Origin of the sequence: Psychrobacter sp. NPDC064578, from assembly GCF_044901245.1 — a bacterium.
In the GTDB taxonomy this organism is placed as follows: Bacteria; Pseudomonadota; Gammaproteobacteria; order Pseudomonadales; family Moraxellaceae; genus Psychrobacter; species Psychrobacter cibarius_C.
Genome location: NZ_JBJDPI010000011.1, coordinates 61181 through 79110, shown reverse-complemented (window position 1 = coordinate 79110; position 17930 = coordinate 61181). Strand labels below are relative to the sequence as shown.

The following is a 17930-nucleotide window of genomic DNA, read 5'->3' as shown; positions in this document are numbered from 1 at the left end:
TATCATAGTGCAGCAATTATCTGGAATCGCCACACAGCGTGGTGCTAGCGTAACGAGTATCGTTTTAATTATTCTTGTGTTAGGAGTTGCTGCCAAATTGATGGTTGCTATCGTACCTGCTCAGATCGGTGATTATCAATTGACCAAGACCTTAAGCGCACAGCTTAAGGAGGCAAATAATAATAATGAGACGGCCAAGCAGTTTGTCGAGCGTGTCAATAGACAGCTATCTATTAATGCTGATTATGATACTCAGGCGGAAGACGTATTTACTTTTATTGATAAAAAGACGGGACAATTGGCTATTCGTAAAGAATATGCAGTCACTAACAATTTCTTTGGTAATGTAGATATTGTCAATCGCTTTGAAGGTGATATCGATATGACAACAGCAGAGTAACTAAAAAGAGTGTTAGATCACTCTTAAACTTTTTAATATCTGAATGTCTTTATAATATTCATTAATCCATACTATTACTAACCAAATCAGTAAAACAGAAGGGATAACCACAAGCCACGCATGAAACCAACTTTGCAGCATTCCCAAGCGATTCCTACTCCTCAACAAAATAGCACGTCTGTCGACACGCTGATTGTTAGCTCAGAATTTATTCAGCAGTTAGCCGTATTAACACGCAAGTTAGGCTATGTGTTTAAGGACTTGAGTCTCCCCAAACTTGCGTTGACACACCGCTCATTTGATAGCAAAAAAAATTATGAGCGTTTAGAGTTTTTAGGAGACGCTCTGTTAGGAATGATTGTGGGTGAGGCTTTATATCATCGCTATCCTAGCCAAAATGAGGGTCGCTTGACTCGTATGCGTGCCACCTTGGTACGTCAAGAATCATTGGTCATTATTGCGCAAAACTTAGAGCTCTCTAATCATCTGATATTAGGGATAGGTGAGCGTAAAGGTGGTGGGCGCAATCGCGCTTCTATATTGGCTGATGCCGTGGAGTCTTTGATTGGTGCTATTTATTTAGACAGCCAAGATTTGGATATTACTCGCGATTGTGTACTCTCATGGTATGGTGATTTGATTGACAACGTTAATGACCAAAAAGCGTTAAAAGATGCCAAGAGTCGATTGCAAGAGTGGCTACAATCTAAGCAGTTTGATCTGCCACATTATGAGCTGATGGAAACACGTGGTAACGCGCCGCATCAAATTTTTGTTGTACGTTGCCATGTTAATATCAATAACTGTGTTGATATTACTGAATCTGGTGAGAGCCGCCGTATCGCTGAACAAAAAGCAGCAGAACTAATGATTAACCAGTTGCATAAACTGCCGAGCTCAGCTAAAAAGCGATCCTAACTAGGATTAACCTATGGATAGCACATACCAATTTTTTTGACAGTATATGTTAAGTGACGTTTTAAGAATCGTTTATTTGAATTAGCGTAAACGTCACACATTTCAAAACCTTAAATATTTCCCAGCCGATGATGGTTTTGCTTTTTTAGTGCTGATACAGCCAATACATCATTAAGCACCATTTGACTGGATATAAATTCTATAGGATTAACCTATGAGCAATCGTACTGACTTGCCATCCAATGATGAAGATAATGCCAAAAATATGACCGAAAACACAGAATTGAATCAAAACCAAGATAATATCGATACTACTAACGATGGCATCAATCAAGCAGAAGATACTACTGTAGACAACGATATGGCAATTGAAGAATTCTTTGCCCCTATTAGTCATGCAGGTATTGCTGATGATTTTAAAGCGGGTTATGTCGCGATCGTTGGACGTCCAAACGTTGGTAAATCGACTCTGATGAATCACTTATTGGGTCAAAAGCTGTCTATTACATCACGTAAGCCGCAAACGACTCGTCACCGTATCCACGGTATTTTGTCAAATCACGAGATGCAGGCAGTGTTCGTTGACACGCCGGGTATTCATCGCAATGAAGTACGTGCTATTAATGAGCGTATGAATAAAGCTGCGGTATCTGCATTAGTAGATGTTGATTTGGTATTATTCGTTGTTGATTCAGATCAATGGCGTGATGATGATTTGTTAGTTCTACAAAAGCTTGGCGACACCAATTTAAATGTGGTATTGGTTATTAATAAATCTGATACCTTAAAAGATAAAGGTAGCGTGTTGCCGCTGATTGAGACGTTTAATGACAGTTTTGATTTTGCCGATATCGTACCAGTATCTGCCTTAAAAAACCAAAACCTAGATCGTCTACAAGAAGTGATTGCTTCGCATCTTCCCATTGCTGCCCCTATCTATGATACCGAGCAAATTACTGACCGCTCAGAACGATTTTTGGCCAGTGAAATTATCCGTGAAAAAATCATGCGTAGCGCTGGTGACGAAGTGCCATATGACTTAACTGTACAGATTGATGGGTTCAAAGATGAGCCTGCGCACACTGATCCAAAGACAGGGCGTCCACGTAAGGCTTGTACTTTCATCGATGCAACTATTTATGTTGAACGTAGTGGTCAAAAAGCCATTGTGATTGGTGATAAGGGTCAGCGTATTAAGCAAGTTGGTATGGATGCTCGTAAAGATATGGAGCAGTTGTTTGATAAAAAAATCATGCTGACACTGTGGGTGAAAGTGAAACGTGGCTGGTCTGATGACGAACGTGCATTGACTAGCTTAGGATATTGATTAAAGAATAGCGCTTTAATCACTTTTCTATATGCTCGATGCTGAGGTGATAAAAAATGCGTAACGAAGCGTTAATCGGTTATTTATTGCATCAGCGTCCTTATCAAGAAAAGCGCGCCTTATATTATCTGTTTTCTCAGCAACATGGCGTGATTCATGGTATTGGGAAAAAAGGCGCGCCATTGTTTATGCCATTGCAGCTCTTTGCCACTGGTAAACGGGATTTAAAAACGTTTAGTCAGATCAATATTGCATCGCAACACACAACTCAAACAGGCATAGCAAAAGATGATGGCATTGCCACTGTTTTAGAAGCACTGCCCTACGAAAATATTACAGGTCAACATCAATATGCGGCGTTGTATTTAAACGAAATACTATGGCGGTTGTTGTCGACTGAAGATCCAATGCCGGTATTATGGCTACATTATCAGGACAGTCTGTCTCAGCTTAGGCGACCTTTGAGCGCCAACGAATTACGTTTGTGCTTGCGCCAATTTGAGCAGCATTTATTCAATGAGTTGGGTTTTAGCTTAATGTTGACTCACGATAGTGTTGAAAACATCATTCAGCCTGACGATTCTTATCGTTTTTTACCTGATGTTGGTTTAGTGCCTGTCTTGCAGAATGATATACAGACTGAGCATTTAGACAATACTATGGGGCAATTTTTTTTCAAAGGTACTGATATCATTGCGATGACGCAGCTAGGTATTACTGACAAAACCTTAAATAATTGGTCAAAAATGCATCGACAGCTTATTGACCATTTACTGGATTATCAGCCATTGCAAAGCCGCCTACTGTGGCAGCAGCAACAGCGTTACCAATAAATAATAGTACTATCCTCAAAGTGCTATAACCAATCTGATTGGTGCTGAGACTGTCTAAAGTTTCATATTCTTGTACCGTTGATCAGTCAATTGGTTTTCGTTATCAAAAAAAATTCTTATGACCACTGCTTCATTAGCTTCATCTAACAACCCTTTGCAAAAACTTTTATTAGGTGTAAACATTGATCACATAGCAACTTTACGTCAAGCGCGTGGGGTTAGTTATCCAAGCCCTTTAGCCGAAGCTCTTTGATGCGAGAAGGCGGGAGCAGATGGTATTGAGTTATATACAGGCGCTTATGCTGAGGCAAGCTTGGTAGCCGATATGGACATGCAAAATGCTGAGCTGAAACGAATTAAGCAAGCTGTTGCTACTGTTTGACGCAGTGATAATAACCTTTTAATTAACGCAGGTTATGGTCTGACACGTGATAATGTGAGTGCTATCGCACAAATTAAGGGTATTTATGAGTTGAATATTGGTCGTGCATTCATTGCAGGCGCTGTATTTGTAGGACTCGAGCAGGCCGTCATTATGATGAAAGAAGGAATGTATATAGAGCTATCAAAAAATATCATTGGTAATTTGTGTGAGTGGTAACTTATGCCATTAGTAATTTCTTATTCGTCACATTCAGTGGGATGATCCTCATTAAGTTTTTGTTTAACAATACCTCCTTGGTTAAATGATATTAGATACATTGCTTCATTATAAGCGACAATGGGACAGTATTTTATATGGCCAAAATGTCCTCGTGGTTTGCCACTATCACCCCAAAATTTGGTGTAGTGGCGTCGACTTCCAACTCGTAAACTTAGCTTACTGTATTTAGGATTTAAAGACTGCTGAACGACTAATGAATCTACCTGAGCATCAAAGTGATTATTGTCATTTTTATCTATGAATAACAAAAGCGTCTTATCGCTGTCTCTATGGCAGCGCCCTCCAGTATCAGACAAGCAAACAATGACATTCTGTCTTCTGATGTAACTCTCAGCCTTGGCTAAGGCAAGAGAATTCTCTAACTGACTTTGAATCCGTTTGGCTTCCATACGTGCTAATTGTGTTCGTATGACTGGGGCTACGATCATCACTATAATTGCTAATACACATACAGTGACGATAAGTTCAACCAGCGTAAAACCCTTGTTATGTCTATTAACAGTGCTTGCGTCTGTTCTAGTGTTTGTATTAGGTGCTCTTTTATAGAGAGATACTATATATCTGTGATGCACATAAAGAATCAATCGGCTTTGAGCTAGCCTGTGCTTATTTGAATTAAAAACCCATAACATAAATGCTGAGAGCTTTTTATAACTTGATAATGTTTTATGCAGCAATGCCATGAGGCTTGTTACCTATAATAAGTAGTTTAGTTCAATAAAACAGTCTCGCTTCTTTAAATGTTATTCAATCCAATCATTGCGTAAAATCGAGCCAATATGCGCGCGAAATTTTGGAGTAATGATCAGATTTATGATGTATGAAATAATGTTGAGTGCTATAATATAAACAGAATATATGTCTACTGTCAAAAAATGTTTCAATTAGTGAATGACTGGTTTTAATAATAGAGAAAAAATACTAACTGTACTAAAATACGCCCAGACAATAGATACTGTTAGGTTTACTATCTATTGTGAACTGACATACAAAAGATAAAAAGCGTAAGGTGTGTTAGTTCTAGGTAACTTAAGCTGGTTATTGTGTTTTAGTTACGACATTATCGTGTAATAATGTGTAGCTCGTTAACGAAAAAAGTTGTAAACTGAATTGATAATCGCTAAGCTACTCCTTAATTGGTTTTGCTTTGTCACTTAAAATTCGTAAAAGATGTCTATTTTAGAGCATCTTGAGAAGCGGTTTTGCTTAATGCATCACTCAAATTATCCTTTGGAGGAAGTCCATGAAATTGAATAAAATTGCTCTAGCTCTGGTTGCTGTAGCAGCTGCACCTTTAGCAGCTAATGCTGGCGTAACTATTAGCCCATTGTTACTAGGTTATCATTACACTGGCGAAGCTCATGACGAGCAACGCGAAATTTTGAAAACTGGTAAAAATTTGTATGAGAATGTCAATGGCGACCCTATGGCTAATGCTGATGGTCGTGGTAATGACAATGGTGGCGTAGCTAAAGAAAGCAGCTTATACACTGGTGCTGCACTAGGTATTGAACTAACTCCTTCTACTCAGTTCCAAGTAGAGTATGGTGTATCAAATGCAAACGGCGAAGCTTCTGAAGATTCTGCAAAAGCTGGCGTTAACCGCTTTGACGTAGAACAAACCATGCTTTCTGGTAACTTCTTAATCGGTACTGAAGAATTTACTGGTTATACTGATAGCGCATTCAAGCCATATGTATTGGTTGGTGCTGGTCAATCTAAGATTAAAGTAGAAAACCAAGAAACTTACACTAAAACTGGTGAGACGAATCCTACTACTGCTGGTACTGAAGTTGCAGAGTCTAAAGATACTATTGGTAACCTAGGTCTAGGTGCTATGTATCGTATCAACGACGCTTTAAGCCTACGTGGTGAAGCTCGTGCGATTCATAACTTTGATAACAACTGGTGGGAAGGCATGGCTTTGGCCGGTCTAGAAGTTGTACTTGGTGGCCATTTAGCTCCTACAGTAGCAGTACCACCAATGCAAGAGCCAGTTATCGATACTACTCCAGTAGTCGTAGTTGAATCTGATCTTGATTCTGATGGCGATGGCGTACCTGATAGCATCGATGCATGCCCAGGCACTCCTATGAATGTCGTAGTAGATGAGCGCGGTTGCCCAGTACCAGTAGATATTACTGATGAGCTGAAAATGGAACTACGTGTATTCTTTGATAACGATAAATCAACGATCAAATCTCAGTATCAACCTGAAATCGCTAAAGTAGCAGAGAAGATGCGCGAGTATCCTAACTCTACAGCACGTATCGAAGGTCATGCTTCTAAAACTGGTCCTTCAGCACGTTATAACCAACGTTTATCTGAAGCCCGTGCCGTTGCTGTTAAATCTATGTTGACTAACGAATTCGGTATCGCTCCAAACCGTATATCAACAGTTGGCTATGGTTATGACCAACCAATCGCTCCAAACGACACTGAAGAAGGTCGTGCTATGAACCGTCGTGTTTATGCCATCATCACTGGTGACAAAACAATGACTGTTGAACAAACTAAAGATATGGTTGTTCAGTAAATAGTATTGGATCAATTGTTTTACTAAATATATAGTTACAAAAAAAGTCACCTAATGGGTGGCTTTTTTTTATTTATGGATTGAGAAAAGCAAGTTATTACATAAATTTGTGAAGCAATAATGTTATACTAGCTGCCCAAACATTCTGTAAATTGACAGAATGTACATTAGCATAGCTATCTGTATGATGAATTTATCAGTGTAGATACTTGATTATATTGAAATTATTTGATTAACCGCATCTATTTTGCAGTCTTCCAAAAGTAAGTACTCAATATCTATCTGGTTGATGGTAAAAGTTTATCCAGCGGCGCTTATTGCTACTGCATTTTTTTAAGACGAAACGAGCATTTTATATGGCGAACGATATCAAACACCTGCGTAACATTGCAATTATTGCCCACGTTGACCACGGTAAAACAACTTTGGTTGATAAGTTATTACATCAGTCTGGTACTTTTGGCGACCGTGCAAACATTGCTGAACGTGCAATGGATTCAGGCGATATTGAGCAAGAACGTGGTATTACCATTTTGGCTAAAAATACAGCCATCCGCTGGACAGATAAGACTGATGATACTGAATATCGTATCAACATTGTTGACACCCCAGGTCACGCCGACTTTGGTGGTGAAGTTGAGCGTGTAATGTCTATGGTTGACTGCGTGCTTCTAGTCGTTGATGCGGTGGATGGCCCAATGCCACAGACCCGTTTTGTGACGCAAAAAGCGTTCGAGCAAGGTCTAAAACCTATCGTTGTCATCAATAAAATTGACCGTCCTGGCTCACGCCCTGACTGGGTAATGGATCAAATCTTTGATCTTTTTGATAACTTGGGTGCAACTGATGAACAGCTTGATTTCCCAGTTGTTTATGCCTCAGCATTGAATGGTATTGCAGGTTTGGAAGCTGACGATTTGGCTGATGACATGACACCGCTTTTCAAAACAATTGTTGATGTGGTTCAGCCTCCTCAAGTTGATGCTGACGCACCGTTCCGTATGCAAATCTCAAGCCTTGATTACAACAGTTTTGTTGGTGTTATCGGCATTGGTCGTATTCAGCGTGGTAAAGTCAAAACCAATACTCAAGTAACTGTAATCGACAAAAATGGCAATACCCGTAATGGCCGTATTTTAAAAATTATGGGTTATCATGGTCTTGATCGTATTGATGTTGAAGATGCACAAGCTGGTGACATCGTTTGTATTACTGGTATTGATTCGCTTAATATCTCAGATACGATTTGTGATCCTAGTGCTGTCGAAGCATTACCAGCATTAACGGTTGATGAACCTACCGTTTCTATGAACTTCCAAGTAAATAACTCACCTTTTGCTGGTCGTGATGGCAAGTTTGTGACCTCGCGTAATATCCGTGAGCGTCTTGAGCGTGAATTGATTCATAACGTAGCATTACGTGTAGAAGATACAGAATCTCCTGATAAATTCAAAGTATCAGGTCGCGGTGAGCTGCATCTGTCTGTATTGATTGAAAACATGCGCCGTGAAGGTTTTGAGATGGGTGTTTCAGGCCCAGAAGTTATCGTCAAAGAAGTGGATGGTAAATTACAAGAGCCGTATGAAAACGTTGTTTTTGATATTGAAGATGAGCATCAAGGTTCTATCATGGAGCAGGTTGGCTTGCGTAAAGGCGAGATGACCAATATGGAGCTTGATGGTAAAGGTCGTATGCGTATCGAAGCGACGATGCCTGCCCGTGGTTTGATCGGTTTCCGTTCAGAGTTCTTAACGTTGACCTCAGGAACTGGTATCATGACGTCAAGCTTCTCACATTACGGTCCACAAAAAATCGGTGATGTTGGTGGTCGCTCGAATGGTGTCTTGGTTTCTATGGCGAAGGGTGTTTGCTTAGGTTTCGCGCTATTTAACCTGCAAAAACGCGGTAAGTTATTTGCTGAGCCACAGCTTGAAGTTTACGAAGGTATGATTGTTGGTCTTAACTCACGTAACGATGATATGGCTGTTAATCCAACGACTGCTAAGCAGTTAACCAACGTTCGTGCGAGTGGTACTGATGAAGCATTGACGTTGACTCCAGCAGTCAAGTTCACACTTGAGCAAGCGCTTGAATTCATTCAAGATGATGAATTGGTTGAAGTAACACCTAAGGCGATTCGTCTGCGTAAGCGTTATTTGACTGAAAGTGAGCGTAAGCGTCACGGCCGTGGTAAAAAAGGTGCTTAATATTGAGCCATGAATTACTGAGTAATTTATTGGATTGATGTTTTATAGAAGCATTTGATGCTGTTGTTATTTAATAATGCGCATCAAGATAACTAAAAAATTAGCAGTATAGAGTGAACTGAATATGGTTCATTTTATGCTGCTTTTTTTTGTTGTAATTTCCATAGAATATAGACAGAATAACTGACAGTAGTAGTGTTTCTCACTATTACTCTTAAGGCTCAAGATTGGGTCGACTGTTGAGATACTTATTCGATTATAGATTGGTATTTTGAGGAGAAAATAATGAGTATGGTTTCTGAGTTTAAAGAATTCGCTCTAAAAGGTAATGTGATGGACTTAGCGGTCGGTGTCATTATCGGTGGGGCATTTGCTACTATCACAACGTCCTTAGTTGAAGATATTATTATGCCAATAGTGGCCTTCATAGCAGGTGGCGAGATTAATTTCAAAAACATGTTCTTAGTGTTGGGTGATGCGCCTGAAGGTGTTGCCATGACCTATGATGCCCTCAAAGCGGCTGGCGTTCCTGTATTAGCCTACGGCAGTTTCATTACCGTACTGATTAATTTCTTAATTTTAGCATTTATTATTTTTATGATGGTTAGAATGGTTAATAAAATGCGTCGTAAAGAAGAAGTACAAGAGTTGGTAAAACAACCTTCAGAAGAGGTGCAATTGCTTCGTGAAATTAGTGCTAAGTTAAGTAACACCACTGTTTCAAAATAAAATATGGTGATTTGATTAAAAAAAAGGCTAACACGACGTTAGCCTTTTTGATGGATAATTTATAAATGCATTGTCTTTAATACAGATATATCATTTAACCAGCTGTTAATATAAAGACTATGGCGTAACTACGACATAATCGTTGGTATTAATCAAAATCTCAGATGGTTGGTCAACGACAATACGGACAACATTATCATTCGTCACTTGTGATTTGTAATAATTGTCTTCAGCCACAGTACAACCTAAACAACGTCCCATCGCATCCCAAGGTTCAACAAAAAGTTTCTGCTGCGCCTGATCCGCATTACCACCGATAAGCGAGAAGGGTAGACTAACTAGGTAGGCGGCAGTACCAGCAACGGCACTGACCAGTTGTAAAGGTTTACCCACTACCGTATCAACCACCATTGTCTCATAAGAAGGCCCAAAGTCTGTCTCATCAATTTCTATGGCTGCCAAGGCAGGCTGCATAGTAGCAGCCATTAAACTTAAGCTTGCGACTATAGTAAAGGCTTTTTGCTTAACTGTGCGTTGGTTTTTAGCTTTAACAGTCATAACGATGTCCTAAAATTCATAATTGGTATGATTAATGGCTGCTGCTATTCCCACACAGAGACAATTTCCCTATATAAACAATGCGCAACGATAAGTAATCTAAATATATTACAGATGTATAAACATTATGCACTATTTATGTAAGTGCTCATACTATTAAAGCAATATGTGTGTCAATAAGCAACAAAAATGGCGCGCGATATAATGATATTAGTGCAAAATAATAGGACACTCAGTCAAGAGTATTGTGCTGCCATATTCTACTACTTGATACCTAAGTTATTCTGGTATTTAAGGCGAAAAAGATAGTGATAGTTTCAGATAATATTTAAAGGATTGGCTGACAGTTGGGACAGAATACACTGGCGCGACCATTAATTTTGATATTCTCAAGTACAGCATCACAATGCGGACAAGTTTCCCCTTGTCTACCATAGACATTTAATGTCTGCTGGAAGTAACCGGTTTGACCATCTGCTACGGTGAAGTCTCGTAGTGTCGAACCACCAAGCGCTATCGCCTTTTGTAAAATACCTTTAATATGATCGACCAAAATAATCATCTGAGCATGGGACAGTTGGTGAGCGGGGGTGGCTGGATGAATAGCTGATAAATATAGGCTTTCAGTCGCATAGATATTACCGACACCCACGACGACCTGTTGTTCCATGATGACTGATTTTATAGCGCGAGCAATGGGCTGCTTCTTTGATTTGGCGTTGCCAATTGCTACGTTATCAGCACTGTGATCAAGCAAGTTTGACCGTTGAATCAATTGATACAGGTAGTCTGCAGTAAATTCATCTGATAATGGTTCAGGACCTAAATGATCTAATAGCTTAGCACTATAATCCTTGTGCCATAACACGGACCCAAAACGTCTTGGGTCATAGTAATGTAGTTGGGATTTTGTATTATTAACGCCCTTAAAAATAATGATGAGATGATCATGCTTGCGATTTTCAGTACCGTAGCTCTGCTGTTGCAGGCTGCCCGACATGCCTAAATGAACCAAAAGTTGACGCGGTACTAACGTATCAGTTTGAGCTGCAGCGCTATCATCATTGGATAATAAAGGTAAAAAGTTAAGAATTAAATATTTTGCGCGGCGCTCAACGCTATCTAGCGTGTAATCAATCAAGCTATCTAAATCATCTGGCATCGCCCAGCGCAGCTTTGGCTGAAAAACTTTTATATCGATAATGCGTTGCCCTAATAACGGTGCAAGGCTGGTTTTGGTTGTTTCTACTTCAGGCAGTTCAGGCATGATGTTTTTATAATAACCTTATGATTCAGTGGACGTACTTTGTGATTTTATATCTAAGCGACGGCGCGGCGAGCATGCAAGATACCATGCTGTTGCTCTAGTTTCGCTAAAAGCTTAGATAGGTGTGCCAATCCTGAGACTTCAATATGAAATTTTAAAAAGGCGATGTTATCATCATTACTGAGCGTCTCAACTTGGCGGATATTGACATTTTCTTTATCAATAATTTGCGTCAAATCACGCAACAGTCCACGCCTATCATAGGCTTCTACGTGAATATCAACGGGTTGATAACGACCAGCTTGTACCCGCCACGAAGCCTCTATTTCGCGCTCAGGATCGCGTTCAATCAAGCGTGAGTATTCAGGGCAACCTCGATTATGGACACTGACACCTCGTGATAGGGTGATGTAACCAGCAATTGGCTCGCCATGCACAGGGTGGCAACAGCCTGCTAAATTGATTTCTATATTATCCAGCCCATCGATACGAATTTTATAAGCATCGATTTTGCCTGCCTCTCTAGCATCTATACTTGGCGCAAAATTTTCTGGCGGTCTTTCAGGTTCTAGATGTAGCTGACGAGAGATGTGGCTGGTGAGTTGGTTGAGACCAATGTCGCCTGTGACCAAGCCAACGATAATATCATCAGTCGTATTGACATGGAAATGCTGAATATAGTCGTTTAAATCGATGCTATTGGGATGTACCGATAATCGTTCAAGCTCTTTACTGAGCATTTGACGACCAATTTCAATGTTCTTATCACGGTCTTGCTTATTGAACCATTGACGCAATTTTGAACGTGCACGATTGGTATGAATGTATCCAAGTGAAGCAACTAGCCAATCACGGTTGGGCTCACGTGATGCTTTGGTGATAATTTCAACTTGTTCACCCGTTTTGAGTTGATAGGTTAATGGTACATAGCGCTGATTGACTCGCGCAGCTTGGGCACGATTACCGACTTGTGTATGTACATAATAAGCAAAATCAAGAACGGTCGCCCCTTTTGGCAGTTCAGTAATGTCACCATCACGGCTAAAGATATAGATGCGTTCGAGCTCGTCAAAGTCAACGAGTTGCTCTTCTTCGTCAAACTCCATGCCCTCTATTTCTTCACCTGTTAGTAAAGATGAGCGCGGTTGGTTACGGGTTTCATTATTGATCGATAACAGCTGACGCAGCGAGCTGATTCTTTGATTAAGATAATTGTCTTTTTTATTCTTTAGACCTTCTTTATAGTTAACATGAGCACACATACCAAGCTCAGCTTCGAAGTGCATTTCGTGAGTACGAATTTGCACTTCCAGTGACTTGTTTTCAGCAATGACTGCCGTATGTAGTGAGCGATAACCATTGGACTTGGGGTTGGTAATATAGTCATCGAATTGTTCTGGAATATATCGCCACAAGCCATGTACCAATCCAAGCACGTGGTAACAGTCTGACGGGTTGGTGACCAATACTCGCAGCGCGCGAATGTCATAAAGCTGATCAAACGATAAGCCTTTGAGCTTCATTTTTCGGTAGATAGAGTAGATATGCTTGACACGTCCAGAGACTTCACCTTCGATATTGGCCTCTGCTAGTGCTTCATTAAGCTTGTCTTGTACGCGCTGAATATAGGACTCACGTTCGCTGCGTTTTTCGGAGAGCAGTTTGGCAATCTCTTTATAGCGTTCAGGTGCAAGGTAGCGAAAGGCTAAGTCTTCTAGCTCCCATTTAAGTTGCGCGATGCCCAAGCGATGCGCCAGTGGTGCATAAATGGTCATGACTTCACGCGCCACCCGATTCTGACGCTCTTCATTAGAAAAGGTCAATTCGCGCATGGCGAAAGTACGCTCAGCCAATTTGATAAGCACGACGCGTACATCATTGGTGACGGAGATTAGCATGCTATAAATATTAGATAGCTGGTCGCGCTGATTGTTTACGAAGTGATCTTCTAGACGCTTATTGCTTTCAATAATCTCGGACAGCTTACCCATTGCCAAGGTATCTTTGACGAGGGTCGATATGTCTGCACCGAATTTTTTCTCGATATCAGCGAGGCTTATGATTGATTTTCGCGCACTACGATAGAGCATTGCAGCCACAAGAGCGTCTTCGTCTTGGTAGAGATAAGTTAATATGTCTGTCATGCCAATACCAGTGACATAAGCGCCTGAACGCTCAGACTCGCTAGTATTCATATGACTGCGAATAAATTCACAAGCAGCACTCAAGTGAGGTACAGACTCTTGTCCGATACGTTTGGCGACGTTGTCTAACCAAGTGGGAACATCAATATTGACTTGATCTAAATCAATCGCTTCGAGCTCTTTATCTGAGAGAGCATTATTTTTATCTAAAAGCGGGTTATCAGAATATTCGTTTTCAAGCTTTGGATCATGACTATGAAAGGCATGTAGTGCTGAGCGATCAAAAGTGGTGTGTAGCTTATGAGTGGACAGCTGGTATTTGATATCGAGGGGGATTTGGGCATAGCTATTGGCAGACTGGTGCGAGCGTTGGCTCGCGACCAGTTGAGCGGCAAGTGCTGCACTATCGGCTTGGGTGGTCTGTCCATCCACCAGCGGTAATCCTTCACGAATTTTTACCATAGCCGACTCCTCTTAGCTATTTTGAATTGATTATAACCTCATCTACTATGCACACACGTTGAACTTACGATTCATAAAGTATCAGCTATAAACCAATATAACTGCTAAAAAATCTGTTTTTTAGCAGTCATAAAATGCGCGTAAAATATATAAAGCTATGAGTGCAAACGTTCACAAGAATGGAAAAAACCAGCCTAGGAATATTGTTTACTATTATCTCACTTTAAAGAGACAAATCAAGCGAGGCTATGTAATGTCTGCGGTTAATCAGGATAAATAACCATCATTTGTTGTCACTGATTGATTTAAATGGTATATCAGTGCTGGTGACTTCTATGATGGCTATGTAATATTCTGAACCGCTCACTTAACCGTAAATTGAATTACACCGCTACTTTTTCAAAACGAGCGATAGACTCAACATGACCGGTATGACAGAACATGTCCATCACGCCAGCATGAGTCAGACGATAGCCTTGCTCTAACAATGCTTTTGTATCACGGGCGAGGGTTGCAGGGTTGCAAGAGACATAAACGATTCTCTCAGCGTTAAATTTCGGCAAGTACTGCATAATTTCCCAAGCACCAGAACGCGGCGGATCGATCAATAGCGCATCAAAGCCCTGATTCGCCCAAGGTTTATCAGTACAGTCTTGCGTCAAATCTTGGCTATAAAATTCTGTATTATTGATGCCATTACGACGTGCGTTATCGGCTGCACGTGCGGTCATCGCTTCGCTACCTTCAACACCAACCACAGAACCTGTCTCACCAACGAGGCGCGCGAGTGGCAAGCTAAAGTTGCCTAGACCACTGAATAAATCAAGTACGCGTTCACCTACTTTTAAGTCTAACAAATCGCAAGCAAGCTTGGTCATTTGACGATTTACGGACAGGTTCACTTGGGTAAAATCTGTCGGGATAAACTCGAAAGTCAAATCGTATTCTGGCAATTGGTAATACAAACGACCAAATTGCTGGCTCATGTCATCATCTTCAGTCAATGCAATACGCTGGATACTGTCCGCACCTTTAGACTGCAAATATAGCTGCCAGTTGCGTGCGGCAAAAAACACTTTTAGCTTTTCTATATCAGCGTCTGATAACGGCTCCAAGTTGCGTACGATAAGGGCAACGGGCTGATTGCCATCTGGCAGCTCAGGCATTTCCTCACCCATGGCCAACTCAAGCTGAGCAATCTTGTTACGGCTCTCTAGCGTACTAATCAGTGTTTTTAAGTTTTCAATCTCAAAACCAATTCTTGGATCTAAAATATGACACTCATTTAATTCTGCCAAAAAGTTACTTGAGCGCTCACGAAAGCCGACAAGCGCGGTTTCTTTTTTGGTGACATAACGCACACCTAATCGTGCTTTGGTACGGTAACCAAGACGATCACCAACCACTGGAGCAAGCCAGTTATCAGGCTTGACACTGGCTTGGTGTATCAGCATTTCAGCCAATACAGATTGCTTAAAGTTGATTTGACCGTCTGGCTGCCAGTGTTGCAAATTACAGCCACCACACACGCCAAAATGTGGGCAGGGCGGTACGGCACGTTCAGAATTTGGGTTGGCAGTAATACTGACAGCCTCGCCTTCTTCAAAGCTGGCACGGCTATTGGTTATTTTGACCAAGGCACTTTCACCCGGCAATGCAAAGCTTACAAAGATTTTTTTGCCATGTTTGTCTTCGACATGGCCATCGTCTATACCAAAACCATTACCATAAACGGCAACGCCGCGACCATCATGCGACAAACCATCAATGGTGAAGGGCAGAGGTTCTGCATCCTTTAGACGGCGGCGTGTCTTTGATGAGGGTTTAGATTTTTTCTTATTAGGCGGAATAGTAATCGTTTGGGTCTCGCTCGTTGCTGGCGTAACATCAGAGATTGTAGACGTTTTTGAATCGGTGGGTTGCATAAACCTGCCTTAATAATAAATGATAAATAACTAAAAAAATGAGGATAAACGCGATGTCTTATACCGCGCCTTCATATAACTTCATTTGTTATGATGTGGGCGCAGATGACCAATCAGCGATGAACTCTTGATGGCGGGCATGACCATCCGCTTGGGTATATTTTACTAAATAGTCATAGCTCTGCTGCTGCCAAGCGTCAAAATCTTGTGAGGATAGTTGCCCAGTTAAACGCAACCAGCGCAAATAGATTAGCCATGTATTCATGACGTCAGACTCGCAATAAATAGACAGCGTTTGCCAGTCATTAGTGCTGACAAGCTCACCAACCATACTACCGTCGACAGCTGTTTTACCCGGTAGACCATATAAGCTTGCGACAATATCCATGGCTTCGCGGCGGCTGGCACCGTACTGGCTAAATCTGTCCATCAAATCAAGGTGACGGGTGTGGAAGCGATTGACATAATTATCAAAGCGCATGTTTTTGATGCGCTCGCCTTCTTCAAATAACCATGGCGCTGATAAATCGTATTGCATAGCCCGATATATCAGTACAGGAATATCAAAACCTGAGCCATTCCAACTAATAAGCTGTGGCAGTTTTTCAAGGTCACTAAATGCCCGAAAAAATTTGGCAAGAATATCTTTTTCACTAAATTTATCAGCGGTCAATGAGAACAACGACAACTTGCCATCTTTGATATATAACGCTGAGATACAGACGATACGCTGCAGTGGCAAGCGCATAAAATCATGCCCAGCTTCTTGTATTCGAAGCGCTGTGAGTGCGCTCAATGCATCTGCATCATTCAACTCTGCCAATTGCGGATAGATACGGCGCGCCGCATCGGTATCAGCGACAGTTTCGATATCAAAGACCAGTATAGGGTCGGATGGTAGAGCTTGTGACATAAGAAATCCTGATTGAATCAACTAAACTGAGCAGGGTTGTCTGTGCGTTAGGTAATTTATGTGCGGTTATCGATCGACATTGCTGGCGTCAATATTGTCGTCGTTAATATTGTATAAACCCGTCGACAAATAACGATCGCCGCGATCACAGACAATAAAGGCGATGACGGCATCAGGGTTTTCTTTAGCGACTTGTACGGCAGCCCATGCTGCAGCACCTGATGAAACGCCCGCGAAAATACCTTCAGTTTTCGCCAGTTTGCGCATATAAATTTCTGCGATACGCTGATCCACATCCATGATTTCATCAACCAAATCTGCGTTAAAGATACCCGGCATGTAATCTGCAGGCCAGCGGCGAATACCAGCAATCGAAGCTTCTTCATCAGGCTGTAGTCCGATGATTTTGATATCTGGATTTTGTTCTTTGAGGTATTGCGATACACCGGTAATAGTACCAGTGGTGCCCATTGAGCTAATAAAATGAGTGATTTTACCTTCGGTTTGCGCCCATAGTTCAGGCCCTGTGGTCAGGTAATGGGCTTGACTGTTATCAGGGTTATTAAACTGATCCAATACGATGCCTTTGCCATCTGCTTGCATTTGCAGCGCCAAATCGCGTGCGGCTTCCATGCCTTCATCCACCTCGATTAACGTCGCACCATACGCAATCATGGCATCTTTGCGCTCTTGAGTTGAATTGGTTGGCATCAGTAGCGTTATCGGATAGCCACGCATCGCCGCGACCATGGCTAAAGCGATACCCGTATTGCCACTCGTGGCTTCAATCAGCATGTCGCCCGCTTTGATGTCACCGCGCTGTTCTGCCTGATAAATCATATTAAAAGCAGGACGATCTTTAACAGACCCCGCTGGATTGTTACCTTCAAGCTTGGCCAGTAACGCAGCACCATTGGTCAGCTGCTCTTGCTCAGGTAAGCGCTGCAATTTAACCAATGGCGTCTGACCGACGCAATCAGCAAGTTTGGTGACTTGAGTAATGAAATTAGAGTTGGAGATAGCCGTTGCGGACATAAAGTATCCTTG

At 41.4% G+C, this 17930-nt stretch carries 14 protein-coding genes and 1 pseudogene; 8 read left to right on the top strand and 7 right to left on the bottom strand.

The annotated features are described in order from the left end of the window. The first annotated feature begins 7 nt into the window (after window positions 1-7). The 5 genes and pseudogenes from ACI2JM_RS12695 to ACI2JM_RS12675 all read left to right on the top strand — a co-directional run bounded on the left by ACI2JM_RS12695 (window position 8) and on the right by ACI2JM_RS12675 (window position 4079). Entirely contained in the window at window positions 8-400 is a 393-nt protein-coding gene (locus ACI2JM_RS12695) for a DUF4845 domain-containing protein (protein WP_227678196.1), read from the top strand. 120 nt (window positions 401-520) lie between these two features. Beyond that, entirely contained in the window at window positions 521-1318 is a 798-nt protein-coding gene (rnc, locus tag ACI2JM_RS12690; RefSeq protein ID WP_055125735.1) for a ribonuclease III, read from the top strand. Window positions 1319-1679: 361 nt separating this feature from the next. Then, the gene (gene era / locus ACI2JM_RS12685; RefSeq protein ID WP_404644658.1) at window positions 1680-2645 is read left to right on the top strand and encodes a GTPase Era; all 966 of its coding nucleotides are present in this window, start codon (window positions 1680-1682) and stop codon (window positions 2643-2645) included. Between the two features lie 56 nt (window positions 2646-2701). Beyond that, window positions 2702-3478, top strand: a complete 777-nt coding sequence (locus ACI2JM_RS12680; protein WP_404644627.1) for a DNA repair protein RecO — start codon at window positions 2702-2704, stop codon at window positions 3476-3478. Between the two features lie 118 nt (window positions 3479-3596). Further along, window positions 3597-4079 (top strand): annotated as a pseudogene (locus ACI2JM_RS12675) (pyridoxine 5'-phosphate synthase). 20 nt (window positions 4080-4099) lie between these two features. Here the strand turns inward: ACI2JM_RS12675 and ACI2JM_RS12670 are convergent. Next, window positions 4100-4825 carry a prepilin-type N-terminal cleavage/methylation domain-containing protein gene (locus tag ACI2JM_RS12670; protein WP_404644625.1) on the bottom strand — a complete coding sequence of 242 codons (726 nt, stop codon included), beginning with the start codon at window positions 4823-4825 and terminating at the stop codon, window positions 4100-4102. A gap of 560 nt (window positions 4826-5385) precedes the next feature. Between ACI2JM_RS12670 and ACI2JM_RS12665 the strand changes: the two genes are divergently transcribed. From ACI2JM_RS12665 to mscL, 3 genes are all read left to right on the top strand, one after another. Then, window positions 5386-6678: an OmpA family protein gene (locus ACI2JM_RS12665; protein WP_193007713.1), complete on the top strand. Its 1293-nt coding sequence runs from the start codon at window positions 5386-5388 to the stop codon at window positions 6676-6678. 356 nt (window positions 6679-7034) lie between these two features. Then, window positions 7035-8885 (top strand): translational GTPase TypA, encoded by a 1851-nt coding sequence (gene typA / locus ACI2JM_RS12660; RefSeq protein ID WP_055125731.1) that lies wholly within the window; start codon window positions 7035-7037, stop codon window positions 8883-8885. A 285-nt stretch (window positions 8886-9170) separates the two neighbouring features. Further along, a complete protein-coding gene (gene mscL, locus ACI2JM_RS12655; RefSeq protein WP_055125730.1) occupies window positions 9171-9614 on the top strand; it encodes a large conductance mechanosensitive channel protein MscL in 444 nt (147 codons plus the stop codon). A gap of 117 nt (window positions 9615-9731) precedes the next feature. Here mscL and ACI2JM_RS12650 read toward each other — a convergent pair whose 3' ends face one another. The 6 genes from ACI2JM_RS12650 to cysM form a co-directional block, all read right to left on the bottom strand. Next, on the bottom strand, window positions 9732-10172 hold the full coding sequence (locus ACI2JM_RS12650) for a hypothetical protein (RefSeq protein WP_087813997.1): 441 nt from the start codon (window positions 10170-10172) through the stop codon (window positions 9732-9734). A gap of 328 nt (window positions 10173-10500) precedes the next feature. Further along, a complete protein-coding gene (gene mutM / locus ACI2JM_RS12645) occupies window positions 10501-11439 on the bottom strand; it encodes a bifunctional DNA-formamidopyrimidine glycosylase/DNA-(apurinic or apyrimidinic site) lyase (RefSeq protein ID WP_404644622.1) in 939 nt (312 codons plus the stop codon). Between the two features lie 53 nt (window positions 11440-11492). Then, window positions 11493-14045 carry a bifunctional (p)ppGpp synthetase/guanosine-3',5'-bis(diphosphate) 3'-pyrophosphohydrolase gene (locus ACI2JM_RS12640; protein ID WP_045453697.1) on the bottom strand — a complete coding sequence of 851 codons (2553 nt, stop codon included), beginning with the start codon at window positions 14043-14045 and terminating at the stop codon, window positions 11493-11495. A gap of 383 nt (window positions 14046-14428) precedes the next feature. Next, window positions 14429-15970 carry a 23S rRNA (uracil(1939)-C(5))-methyltransferase RlmD gene (rlmD, locus tag ACI2JM_RS12635; protein ID WP_404644620.1) on the bottom strand — a complete coding sequence of 514 codons (1542 nt, stop codon included), beginning with the start codon at window positions 15968-15970 and terminating at the stop codon, window positions 14429-14431. Between the two features lie 88 nt (window positions 15971-16058). Further along, window positions 16059-16883 (bottom strand): 3'-5' exonuclease, encoded by an 825-nt coding sequence (locus ACI2JM_RS12630; RefSeq protein WP_404644618.1) that lies wholly within the window; start codon window positions 16881-16883, stop codon window positions 16059-16061. 66 nt (window positions 16884-16949) lie between these two features. Continuing rightward, entirely contained in the window at window positions 16950-17918 is a 969-nt protein-coding gene (cysM, locus tag ACI2JM_RS12625; RefSeq protein ID WP_404644616.1) for a cysteine synthase CysM, read from the bottom strand. Between the last annotated feature and the right edge of the window lie 12 nt (window positions 17919-17930).

What these genes read in the sequence shown, in the direction of transcription:
- rnc (WP_055125735.1), top strand. Translation starts at nt 521, where the DNA reads ATGAAACCAACTTTGCAGCATTCCCAAGCGATTCCTACTCCTCAACAA.
- era (WP_404644658.1), top strand. Translation starts at nt 1,680, where the DNA reads ATGGCAATTGAAGAATTCTTTGCCCCTATTAGTCATGCAGGTATTGCT.
- ACI2JM_RS12680 (WP_404644627.1), top strand. Translation starts at nt 2,702, where the DNA reads ATGCGTAACGAAGCGTTAATCGGTTATTTATTGCATCAGCGTCCTTAT.
- ACI2JM_RS12670 (WP_404644625.1), bottom strand. Translation starts at nt 4,825, where the DNA reads ATGGCATTGCTGCATAAAACATTATCAAGTTATAAAAAGCTCTCAGCA.
- ACI2JM_RS12665 (WP_193007713.1), top strand. Translation starts at nt 5,386, where the DNA reads ATGAAATTGAATAAAATTGCTCTAGCTCTGGTTGCTGTAGCAGCTGCA.
- typA (WP_055125731.1), top strand. Translation starts at nt 7,035, where the DNA reads ATGGCGAACGATATCAAACACCTGCGTAACATTGCAATTATTGCCCAC.
- mscL (WP_055125730.1), top strand. Translation starts at nt 9,171, where the DNA reads ATGAGTATGGTTTCTGAGTTTAAAGAATTCGCTCTAAAAGGTAATGTG.
- ACI2JM_RS12650 (WP_087813997.1), bottom strand. Translation starts at nt 10,172, where the DNA reads ATGACTGTTAAAGCTAAAAACCAACGCACAGTTAAGCAAAAAGCCTTT.
- mutM (WP_404644622.1), bottom strand. Translation starts at nt 11,439, where the DNA reads ATGCCTGAACTGCCTGAAGTAGAAACAACCAAAACCAGCCTTGCACCG.
- ACI2JM_RS12640 (WP_045453697.1), bottom strand. Translation starts at nt 14,045, where the DNA reads ATGGTAAAAATTCGTGAAGGATTACCGCTGGTGGATGGACAGACCACC.
- rlmD (WP_404644620.1), bottom strand. Translation starts at nt 15,970, where the DNA reads ATGCAACCCACCGATTCAAAAACGTCTACAATCTCTGATGTTACGCCA.
- ACI2JM_RS12630 (WP_404644618.1), bottom strand. Translation starts at nt 16,883, where the DNA reads ATGTCACAAGCTCTACCATCCGACCCTATACTGGTCTTTGATATCGAA.
- cysM (WP_404644616.1), bottom strand. Translation starts at nt 17,918, where the DNA reads ATGTCCGCAACGGCTATCTCCAACTCTAATTTCATTACTCAAGTCACC.